Annotated in this window: 12 protein-coding genes and 1 riboswitch; of the genes, 6 read left to right on the top strand and 6 right to left on the bottom strand. The window is 71.9% G+C overall.

Annotated features, from left to right (window positions below):
- Positions 1 to 78: 78 nt before the first annotated feature.
- Complete coding sequence (locus tag ABD908_RS07140) at positions 79 to 573, top strand: NUDIX hydrolase (RefSeq protein ID WP_344992968.1); 495 nt, start codon at positions 79 to 81, stop codon at positions 571 to 573.
- Positions 574 to 580: 7 nt separating this feature from the next.
- On the opposite strand, the gene ABD908_RS07135 is transcribed toward ABD908_RS07140, so the two are convergent.
- Together ABD908_RS07135 and thiE are read right to left on the bottom strand one after the other, a co-directional pair.
- Positions 581 to 1063 (bottom strand): alpha-isopropylmalate synthase regulatory domain-containing protein, encoded by a 483-nt coding sequence (locus tag ABD908_RS07135; protein ID WP_344992965.1) that lies wholly within the window; start codon positions 1061 to 1063, stop codon positions 581 to 583.
- Between the two features lie 316 nt (positions 1064 to 1379).
- Positions 1380 to 2066, bottom strand: a complete 687-nt coding sequence (gene thiE / locus ABD908_RS07130) for a thiamine phosphate synthase (RefSeq protein WP_344992962.1) — start codon at positions 2064 to 2066, stop codon at positions 1380 to 1382.
- A 71-nt stretch (positions 2067 to 2137) separates the two neighbouring features.
- Positions 2138 to 2243: riboswitch (TPP riboswitch) on the top strand.
- Here thiE and thiO point away from each other — a divergent pair.
- From thiO to ABD908_RS07110, 4 genes are all read left to right on the top strand, one after another.
- Complete coding sequence (gene thiO, locus ABD908_RS07125; protein ID WP_344992959.1) at positions 2238 to 3305, top strand: glycine oxidase ThiO; 1068 nt, start codon at positions 2238 to 2240, stop codon at positions 3303 to 3305. Its footprint overlaps the riboswitch before it by 6 nt.
- The gene (gene thiS / locus ABD908_RS07120) at positions 3296 to 3493 is read left to right on the top strand and encodes a sulfur carrier protein ThiS (RefSeq protein ID WP_344992956.1); all 198 of its coding nucleotides are present in this window, start codon (positions 3296 to 3298) and stop codon (positions 3491 to 3493) included. Before thiO ends, thiS begins: the two co-directional genes overlap by 10 nt.
- Entirely contained in the window at positions 3486 to 4289 is an 804-nt protein-coding gene (thiG, locus tag ABD908_RS07115) for a thiazole synthase (RefSeq protein WP_344992953.1), read from the top strand. The genes thiS and thiG overlap by 8 nt, the downstream gene beginning before the upstream one ends.
- A gap of 40 nt (positions 4290 to 4329) precedes the next feature.
- Entirely contained in the window at positions 4330 to 4608 is a 279-nt protein-coding gene (locus tag ABD908_RS07110) for an Rdx family protein (RefSeq protein WP_344992950.1), read from the top strand.
- Positions 4609 to 4677: 69 nt separating this feature from the next.
- On the opposite strand, the gene ABD908_RS07105 is transcribed toward ABD908_RS07110, so the two are convergent.
- From ABD908_RS07105 to ABD908_RS07090, 4 genes are read right to left on the bottom strand one after another with little or no spacing between them, the layout of a single operon-like run.
- Complete coding sequence (locus tag ABD908_RS07105) at positions 4678 to 5703, bottom strand: pyridoxal phosphate-dependent aminotransferase (protein ID WP_344992947.1); 1026 nt, start codon at positions 5701 to 5703, stop codon at positions 4678 to 4680.
- Positions 5700 to 6710, bottom strand: a complete 1011-nt coding sequence (locus tag ABD908_RS07100) for a 3-oxoacyl-ACP synthase III family protein (RefSeq protein WP_344992944.1) — start codon at positions 6708 to 6710, stop codon at positions 5700 to 5702. Before ABD908_RS07100 ends, ABD908_RS07105 begins: the two co-directional genes overlap by 4 nt.
- On the bottom strand, positions 6707 to 7363 hold the full coding sequence (locus tag ABD908_RS07095) for an SRPBCC family protein (RefSeq protein ID WP_344992941.1): 657 nt from the start codon (positions 7361 to 7363) through the stop codon (positions 6707 to 6709). The genes ABD908_RS07100 and ABD908_RS07095 overlap by 4 nt, the downstream gene beginning before the upstream one ends.
- Positions 7360 to 9015 carry a thiamine pyrophosphate-binding protein gene (locus ABD908_RS07090; RefSeq protein WP_344992938.1) on the bottom strand — a complete coding sequence of 552 codons (1656 nt, stop codon included), beginning with the start codon at positions 9013 to 9015 and terminating at the stop codon, positions 7360 to 7362. The genes ABD908_RS07095 and ABD908_RS07090 overlap by 4 nt, the downstream gene beginning before the upstream one ends.
- Positions 9016 to 9195: 180 nt before the next feature.
- Between ABD908_RS07090 and ABD908_RS07085 the strand changes: the two genes are divergently transcribed.
- On the top strand, positions 9196 to 10248 hold a 1053-nt coding region (locus tag ABD908_RS07085), incomplete at its 3' end, for a sensor histidine kinase (RefSeq protein WP_344992935.1).

Genomic DNA, 10248 nt, shown 5'->3' with positions numbered 1-10248 from the left:
CATATCGCCATCGCTCACCGCGGGCGCGGCATTACACGTCGGGTCTCGGCGTGGCGACCGTGCCGGTACGGTTGACCCATGATCGGGGACGGGAACGGCTGGGTTCGGGACCCGGACGGGTCCCGCTACTGGGGCCGGTTCGGGGCCGCGGGCCTGCTGGTGACGGCGGGCGCCGTCGCCGACGGGACGGCGGAGGACGGGCCGGTCGTACTGCTCCAGCACCGCGCGGCCTGGAGCCACCAGGGTGGCACGTGGTCGGTGCCCGGCGGGGCGCGCGACTCGCATGAATCGGCCTCCGACGCCGCCCTGCGGGAAGCGGGCGAGGAGGCCGGGTTGGACCCCGCCGCCGTGCAGATCATGTCGGAACTGGTCACCGCCCGGTCGGTGGCCGGGTGGACGTACACGACGGTGCTCGCGCGGGTCGAGGGCCGACCGGCGTTGATCCCCAACGCCGAGTCCCTCGAACTGGCGTGGGTGCCGCTCGACACCGTCGACACCCTCCCGCTGCACCCCGCGTTCGCGGCGGCGTGGCCGCGGCTGCGTCCCATGGTGGCTGGCGCGCAGCCGGGTTGAGCCCGAGTCAGGCGTGCGCTGGACGCCGGTGCATGGCCGCGCCGGCGACGAGCGCCCGCACGGCGGACTGCCCCGGGTCGGGCGCGATCGCGAACGACCAGCGGGCCGCCGTGTCGCGGGTCGCGGACACGCTGCGGATGAACGTCGCGACACCCTCGGCGATGTGGATCTGATGGAACTCGACGGCTTCCACGTCCAGCCCGCTCTGGTACAGCAGGTCGGTGGCGGCGCTGATAGGGCCGGTACCCCGGCCGGTGGCGGTGGTGCGGGCACCGTCGGCGGTGAGGGTGACGGTGACCTCGACGGCGCCGCCCGGCCGCGGCCGGCAGGTGAGCGACTCGAGGGTCACGTCGGCGGGCAGCGAGTATGCGTCGCGGAACGCAGGCCAGGTGAGGCCGCGCGCAGACTGGCGCAGGCCGCACGGCAGGGATTCGCCGAAGCGGTCGGCGAACGGGTCGGTGGAGGTCAGCTCGGTGACGGTGATGGTCATGGCGATTCCCGGTCTTTCAGGGGGAGACGAAGGAGCGCAACCGATGGGAGGTTGGAGGCTACGGCGACGGGGCCGACTGCACACGCGAGGATCCCGCAGCAGGGGATCGGTCGCGGTCAGCCCCTGCTACGGCGCTTTACGAGAAGAAGTCGGGCCGTGTGCTTCATCGCCGCCGAGATTAGACGTCCGTTCGTGGGCGTGCAACCACCTTCGCGGGGCGGCGCGGGGAAGTTCGCGAATCGTCACCCCGCTGCCACCGAATAGTCCCCTGCGCGTTGCCTGTTCGCCTGTCGTAGACCCCGCTGTGAGCCTGTTGTCAGGTCGTCGTCAGCCCGGCTCGGAGGGCGTCTGCGAGCTCGCGGGCCGCGGCCTGCGGGTCTGCGGCGGCGGTGATCGCCCGGACCACCACCACCCGCCGCGCGCCCGCAGCCAGTACCTCCGGCAGCCGCGCGAGGTCGACGCCGCCGATCGCGAACCACGGCCGCGTGGGCGTCGCTGCGGCGGTCGCGCGCACGAGATCGAGCCCGGGCGCGGGGCGGCCCGGCTTGGTGGGGGTGGGCCAGCACGGGCCGGTGCAGAAGTAATCGACGCCGGGTTCGACGCCGGCCGCCTGTGCTTCGGTGACGGCGTGCGTGGACCGGCCGATCACCACGTCGGGGCCCACGAACTCGCGTGCGTGGCGGACGGGCAGATCGTCCTGGCCGAGGTGCAGCACGTCGGCGCGCGCCGCGCGTGCGATGTCGGCGCGGTCGTTGACGGCGACGAGCGCGCCGTGCTCGTGGGCCAGCTCGCGCAGCGCGCCGACCAGCTCCACCTCGGCGCGCGCCTCCAGCGGCCCGAACCGCCGCTCCCCGGCCGAGCCCTTGTCGCGCAGCTGCACGATGTCCACACCGCCGCGCAGTGCAGCGGCGACGAACTCGAGCAGGTCGCCGCGTTCGCGGCGGGCGTCGGTACACAGGTAGAGGGCGGCGCGCGCGAGGCGCTCGCGGGGATCGGGTGCCATGGGCCCCGACAGTAGCCGTGCGCTCCGCCCCGGGGAGTAGGCTGACCCCCGGAAACACACGGGAGCCGCGGCCCGCCCCTCGGGGGCGCCCTCGGGGCTGAGAGTGGGGCGGGCGTGTCCCTGACCGTCAGACCTGATCCGGGTAATGCCGGCGCAGGAAGGGGGAGTGGAATGACTACTGTCGCCGTCGTCGGCGCGGGCACCGTCGGCCTGTCCGTGGCGTGGGTGCTGGCGCAGTCGGGCTGCGATGTCACGGTGCGCGATCCTGCGCCCGGATCCGGAGCGTCGTGGGTGGCAGGCGGGATGATCGCCCCGTACTCGGAGGCGTGGCCCGGCGAGGACGAGCTGGTGCACCTGGGTGTCCGCTCGCTGCGGCTGTGGGAGGGGTTCGCGGACGCGCTGGCACCGTACGCGGACGGTGCCATCGTGACCGCCCGCGGGACCGTCTGGCTCGCAATGGACGACGGTGACGCGCAAGATCTTTCGACGATGATCGCGTGCGCGGTCGGGGTGGGTGAGTCGGGCGGACTCGTGGCCGCCCCGCCGTCGGTCGCCCTGCGCGACGTCCCCGGTGCAGCGCGTCGGGTCAGGGCGGCGGCGCGCGCGCCGCAGGAGATCGCCGTCGACAACCGGATCGTGCACCGCGCGCTGGTGGCGGCGTGCGCTGCGGCCGGGGTCACGACGGTGGCGCAGCGCGTCGGTGCGCTCGACGACCTCACCGCGGACCGCGTGGTGCTGTGCGCGGGTGCGGCGTCCGACGAGCTGTGGCCGGGGCTCGGCGTGCGGCCCGTCAAGGGAGAGGCGGTGCGCCTTACCGCGCGCCGCATGTGCCTGCCCCCGCCGCCGGTCACGGTGCGTGCCAAGGTGAACGGGCGTGCGGTGTATGTGGTGCCGCGGGCCGACGGGGTGGTCGTGGGGGCCACCCAGTACGAGTCCGACGACGACACGACCCCGCTGGCCGGTCCCGTCGTGGACCTGCTGGCCGACGCCTTCGCCGTGCTGCCCTACCTTCGGGAGTACGACCTCGCCGAGGTGCGTGCCGGGCTGCGACCGGCGACCGCGTCGAACCTGCCGGTGATCCGCGAGCTGGACGAGCGGGTGATCGCCGCGACCGGGCACGGCCGTAACGGCATCCTGCTCAGTCCGGTGACGGCACAGATCGTGCGGGATCTGATCGTGGGCGAACGTGATACGGCCGGCGTGGAACCGATCGGAGAGGGAGTGACGGCGTGGAGCTGACGGTGAACGGTGAGGACCGGCAGGTCCCGGAGGGGACGACGGTGTCGGGCCTCCTCGCGGCCCTGGGGCTGCCGGAGGACGGTATCGCGGTGGCCGTGGCGGGCGAGGTACACCCGCGGTCGCGCTGGTGCGAGGTGCTGCCCGCATACGCCGACGTCGACGTGCTGACGGCGGTTCAGGGTGGCTGATCCGGTGGTCTCCGACGTCGCCGACCGGCTGAGGATCGCCGGCCGCGAGTTCACGTCGCGGCTCGTGACGGGTACCGGCGGCGCTGCCAACCTCGAGCATCTCCGGGCCGCGCTCGTCGCATCCGGCACCGAGCTGACCACTGTCTCGCTGCGCCGCACCAGCATTGCGGCCGGGGGTGGGGTCCTGGAACTGATCCGCGACCTGGCGATCACCCCGCTCCCCAACACCGCCGGTTGCCTCACCGCCGCCGAGGCGGTACTCACAGCGCGCCTCGCGCGCGAGGCGCTGGGCACCGAGTGGATCAAGCTCGAGGTGATCGGCGACGATCGCACCCTGCTCCCCGATGGCCCCGAACTGCTCACCGCCGCAGAAGAACTGGTCGCGGACGGGTTCGTCGTGCTCCCGTACACCAACGATGATCCGATCCTGGCGCGCCGCCTCGCCGATGTCGGCTGCGCCGCCGTGATGCCGGCGGGCTCCCCGATCGGTACGGGCCTCGGGATCCTCAACCCACACAACATCGAGATGATCGTCGCCGCAGCGGAGGTGCCGGTGATTCTCGACGCCGGGATCGGTACCGCCAGCGACGCCGCACTCGCCATGGAGCTCGGCTGCGACGCGGTGCTGCTCGCATCCGCGGTCACCCGGGCGGCCGACCCCGCGGCGATGGCGCGGGCCATGCGGCTCGCGGTGGAGGCGGGGCGCTTGGCGTGCGGCGCGGGCCGGATCCCCACGCGGCGCTGGGCGCAGGCGTCGTCGCCCGTGGACGGACGACTGGGCACGCCGGTCTGCTGACCGCAGGTCGCCGTGCGGGATCGCCGGTAGGATCGGCGGCATGCCAGGCCGCGTGACGATCGAGTACTGCACCCAGTGCAACTGGTTGGCGCGGGCCGCATGGGTCGCCCAGGAACTGCTCACCACGTTCGCGACCGATCTGACGGAGGTCGCGCTGGTGCCCGGCACGGGCGGCGTGTTCCGGATCGGCGTCGACGGCGATCCGGTGTGGGATCGCAAGGCGGACGGCGGCTTTCCCGAGCCCTCGCAGCTCAAACGCCTGGTCCGCGACCGGGTCGCGCCGGGCCGTGACCTGGGCCATGCCGACCGGGCGCAGTGATTCGCCGCTGGATCGCCATCTGCGGGCAGCTGACGCAGGGGATAGCCGGGAACACTCCCATGGGGAACGTCAGGCCCGGCGCACCCACTCCAGCACCGCGTCGGTCTCAGCCGTCGACCCGATCGACATGCGCACCCCGGCGGCGCACGCCTTCACCGCGATCCCGCCCTGCGCGAATCGCTCGGTGAGGGCCACCGGGTCGTGGGTCGGGAGGTACAGGAAGTTGGCGTGCGACTTCAGCGGCGGTAGGCCGACCTCGCGCAGTCCCGCCGCGAGCCGCTCCCGGTCGGCGACGATCCGTGCCACGCGCCGCCGGGTCTCGGCCACGGCGGCCAGTGCCACCGGCACGGCGACTTCGGCGGCCGCCCCCACCGCGAACGGCAACTCGACCGCGCGGATCTCCTCGATCGGCCGGCCGGCGCCGAAGGCGTAGCCGACCCGCAGCCCCGCGAGGCCGAACGCCTTCGAGAACGATCGCACCACTACCAGGTTCGGGTGCGTGGCCGCGAGTACCCCGGACCGTAGCGGATCGGGACCCGAGGCGGCCTCGGCGAACTCGAGGTACGCCTCGTCGAGGATCACTCGGACGTGCTCGGGGATCGCTGCGACGAACCGCGCGAGGGCGGCGGCGTCGACCACCGACCCCGTCGGATTGTGCGGTGAGCAGACGATCACCGCGAACGTGCTCGGCGTGACCCCCGCGGCGAGGGAATCGAGGTCGACGCCACCGTCGGACCCGACGCGGATCCCGCGATACCGCAGCCCGCGCGCGGCGGCGAGTAGCGGATAGCCGTCGAATGTCGGGGTGGCGCCGACGATCTCGTCGCCTGGGGTGGCGGCCTGGAACAGCTGGTCGAGCACCCCGGTAGCGCCGGCGCCCACCGCGACCCAGTCCGCGGGCATCCCCGCGTGGACCGCGATCGCGGCACGCAGGCGGTCCGTTCGGAACCCCGGGTAGCGGTTGGCGGTCGCCGCCCACGAACGCAGCGCGCGCGCCACCGTCGGCGTCGGGCCGTACGAGGACTCGTTGAGCGCCAGTCGGATCGAGGGGCGCCGCAGGTCTGCTGGGCGACCGGCGCCCAGCAGACCGGTCACGGTCGCCCGCCGAACCGGAGTAATGCCGCCGCGGCGAAATCACCGGCGTGAGCGAACGCGCTGAGCATGACGGTCTGGCCGGCCTTGATGCGGCCGTCCGTGATCGCGACGTCGAGGTTGTGGGGTACGCCGACCGAGAACAGGTTGCCGCACTCGTCGAAGGTGTCCGCGTGCTGCTCGGCGGGCAGCTCCAGCGCCTCGCGCCAGTTGCGGAGGAAGATCCGGTTGGGCTGGTTGGTGATCAGCCAGTCGATCTCGGGGCCGCGCAAGCCCCGGCGGGCAGCGGCTTCGAGTGCCATCTCGGGTACCAGCCGGTTGCCGCGCGCCAACACCTTGGAGATCTTCGACTCGGTGAAGCCGACGCTCATCTGTCCCTCGCCGGGTTCCCAGTATCGGCGGTGCGGCTCGATCGCGGCTGTCATGTCGCCCGCGTACTCGCTGTGCTGGCGGCACACGACCTCGAGTATCTCGGTGGGGCCATCGGTGGTGATCAGTGCAGCGCTGGCACCGTCGCCGGGGATCGAGGCCTGGGACAGGCTGCGCACCCGGTCCTGCGTGAAGATGTTCACACCGGTGTTGACGCCGTTGAGTAGCAACGCCTTCGACGCCGACCCGGCGGCGAACAGGCCACGGGTGATCTCGAGCATGAGCATGAACGCTGCGCAGCCGCCGTTGTGCAGGTCGATGGCGAGCGCCGGGTCGAGCCCGAGCCGACGGGCCACGTCTCCGCCGCAGCCGACCACCGCGACGTCGGGCAGCTGGGAGTGGCTGATCACCAGATCGACCCCGTCCAGGATGGAATCACCATGGCGTGCTGTCAGTTCCGCGATCGCCGAGCACATCATGTCGGTGTTGGTCTCGTCCTTGCCCGCGTGGTGGCGGTACTTCGGCGCCGAGAACATCCGATTGCCGGCGAGCGCGTCGTCGCCCTGGAACTGCGCGAAATACTCTGCAGGAACCCGGTTCTCGGGTAGGTATGACGCGATGTCGAACAGGGTGAGGGTCATTTCCGCATCCAATCGGGGGTGAGGGGGAGATCGTGGGAGTGGCGGTACTCGGCGATCGCCTTGAGGTTGTCGAGCTCGAGCTGGTGGCCGGCGGAGAACATGTCCCAGAAGTCGCCGACCCAGACGGGCCGCCCGGCAGGGGCCTTGTCGGGGAACGGGTTCTCCTCGTAGAACGGGTGGTGGCAGTTGGTCCACAGCACCACGGATCCGGGACGGTCGAACACGACCTGCGCATCGACGACGCGCATCAGATAGACCATCCAGAGGTGCTCGCCCTGGTCCCACGCGCAGTGGTAGTCGACGGTCATCGCGTCTGCGTTAGTGACCGTGCGCGTGTAGATCTCGGTGGCCGGCCCCAGCCGGTCCTGCGCGACCCACAGGCCGGGCTCGTCGGTCTCGCGGAATCCGCGCAGGCTGTAGGTCCACTCCTCCAGTGACCGCGTGTCGGAGAGCCAGTCGAAGAGCTCGCGCGGGGGTGCGTCGACGTAGCCCTGCACGGTGCAGAACTCGCCGAACACCTGGTGGTGCGGGTACACGGAGCGCAGGCGATCCATGATGATCGGCGTCGCAACCGGGCGGGGGTGGGACTCGATGCGGATGGTGCCGTCGATGTGGGCGAGGTCCGGCACGGGTGTCGGCTCTGCTGCAGTCACTTCTGCTCCTGGGTGGGTGGTGCCATGGGGGCGTGGTCCTGGATCAATGGCGCGAACGGAGGGATCTCGAGCGGGTCGGTGTCGATGACGAGGGCACTCGGACCGCGCGGCGCCGAGCCGAGCAGGTCGGCGGCGGTGGCCGCGACGGCGGCGGGGTCGCTCGCCGAGCGGACGTCCAGGCCGGGGAACATCGCCCGCAGGCCGGCTCCGATGTCGGTGTGCCGAAACCGGTTCACGCCCTCCACGCCCGGGAAGAAGGCGTTCTCGCGGGTCACGCACATGCCGTGGGCGTCGTTGTTGAGCACCACCAGCGTAACCGGTGCATCGTATTCGATCGCGGTGTGGATCTCCATGCCGTGCATGTAGAACGCGCCGTCGCCGGCGATGATCACGGTGTGGCTCCCGGTTGCGATGGCGGCCCCGATCCCGCCGGCGATCCCGTAACCCATGCCGCCCATGCCCAATGCCACGACGAATCGGGCACCGGTGCCGATCGGCAGGCGGTGGATGGCGGCCGCGCCCGCATTGCCGGCGTCCGCGAACACCAGCGCGTCGGGCGGGATCGCCGCAGCGAGCGCGTCGGTCGCGTCGGCGCAGGTGGTCCCGACACCGTCTGGTTGCCGTGGCTGCAGCAGCGTCGGCTGCGCGTCACTCCACGGAGGTGCCGCGCAGCCCGCGAGCTCGGCGGCCAGAGCCGCGGTCCAGCCTGCCAGGTCGAGGGTGCGCACATCGGAGTCCACCGGGCGCAGCGGCGCGTCGGCGCCGACACTCACGGTCGTCGCGCGGCCGAGGTGCGGGTCGAGGCCTGCGCGGTCGGTGGCGGACAGGCGGCTGCCCAGCACCAGGATCAGGTCGGCGTCTGCGGCCACCGCGGCCGAGCTCGGGTGGCCCATCACCCCTGTGACGCCGACGAACGGGGCGTTGGGCGGGCACGCATCGCGGCCGTTCGGCGTCGTGGCGACCACGGCCCCCGTCGCGGCCACGAGATCGCACACGGCCTTCGCGAGTCCGGCGCGCGAGGCTCCCTCGCCGAGCAGGATCAGCGGCCGCTGCGCGCCACGGAGCAGATCGACGACGGCCGCCGGGACGACGGGTACCGAGCGTGTCCCCGCGAGCGCGGGCGCCCCGGATGGATCCGGGGCGGGCGCGGTCTGCACGTCCTTGGGGATCAGCAGTGCGGCGGGGAGGCCGCGGTCGAGTGTGGCCAGGGCACCGTCGAGCGCGGGCCCCAGCAGCTCGGGTGCCGTGATGCGGGCGGCGTACCCCGTCACGGCTTGGAACACGCCCAGCGCGTCGACGGTCCCGGGCGGCGTCAGCATGTCCTGGAAGCCGCCGCGGCCCTCGCCGGGGCGGGCGGCGCAGCCGATCAGCGCCAGCACCGGGACCCGCGACTCGTAGGACTCTGCCAGCGCTGCAACGGCGTTCATCGCACCGCCACCGGACGTCGTGAGCACCACCGACGGGATGCCCGTGATTCGCGCGGCACCGTCGGCCATCGCCCCCGCGCCGAACTCGTGCTTGGCCACCGTCACCGTCAGGTCCCCCTCGCGCCGGGGTTCCGATCGCAACGCCGCAGCGAAGATGTCCTCCGAATTGGCGCCGTGCACGCCGAACACTGAGCGGATTCCGTACTCGTACAGTCTGTCGACCATTCGGTCCGCGATCGATGCTCTCATACTGCAAGCTTTACCGGCGTTCCTGAAGATCGCCTGAATCCGGAGGCTGGTGTCGGCCGTGTCGCGGGAAATATGCTGGTGGGCATCATGATGCCCCCAAGAAGATGGTGTCGCGTCCGGTGGGGCGTTCGTCTGAGTTCGACCATTGTTGCCACCGTGATCGTGGCATGCGCGATGGTGATCGGCGCGGGCGTCATGCTGCTGATGTTGTACAAGTCGCAGAACGCGGTGATGTACTCGGCGACGTCGTCGAAGGCGTATGGGATCGCCGAACAGATCGAGGAGCACGGCCTGCCGGGGGTGAGCCGCTCGAGCATGGACCCGACCTCGGGCGTGGACATCATCCAGGTGCTCGACGGGTCGAACCGGGTCGTGTACGCGTCACCCGATCCGAACGAGACGCCGATCTCGCAGGTCCGCCCCGCGCCGGGCGAGGTCGCCCGATTCGAGACGCGGGTACCTGGGCGGGGTGGCAGCTTCTGCGGGGCCGCCGCGGGTACCGAGCACGACGGCGAGAAGTACGTGGTGATCGCGGTGGTGGGGGCGTCGACCTACCGGCACGGCGTGCTGATCACCGGCACGATCCTCGCGTTGGAGTTCCCGGTGGTGCTGGCCGTGGCCGGCCTCGCGATCTACATCTTCGTCGGCCGCACGCTGCGCCCGGTGCACCGCATCACCAGCGAGGTGTCGGCGATCTCCTCGACGGATCTGGCCTGCCGGGTGCCGGTGCCCGATTCGGACGACGAGATCCACACGCTCGCGGTCACGATGAACGGCATGCTCGCGCGGCTCGAGCGCAGCCGTGACACGCAGATTCAGTTCCTGGGGGATGCGTCGCACGAACTGCGCGGGCCACTCACGACGCTGTCGGGGATCCTCGACCTGGCCGACCACACCGGGACCGACATCACCGTCGACACGGTGCGCAGCGTGTTGCTGCCGGAGGCGACGCGGATGGGGGCCGTGGTCGACGACCTGCTGTTGCTGGCCCGCGTCGACGAGCGTGGGCTGCCGTTGGTGCTGTCGGACGTGGATGTGGACGACCTGGTGCTCGCGGAGGTCGCGGCGGCGCGCGCGACCGGGGGCGTGACGGTCCGGACCCGGATCCAGCCGGTCCGGGTGACGGGCGACGCGACGCAGCTCGCGCGGTGCCTGCGCAACCTGGTGGACAACGCCCGGCGGCACGCCCGCGGCACCGTCGTACTCGAC

The sequence above is a fragment of the Tsukamurella soli genome, assembly GCF_039541155.1.
Lineage (GTDB): Bacteria > Actinomycetota > Actinomycetes > Mycobacteriales > Mycobacteriaceae > Tsukamurella > Tsukamurella soli.
This window is presented reverse-complemented; position numbering and strand designations above follow the sequence as displayed.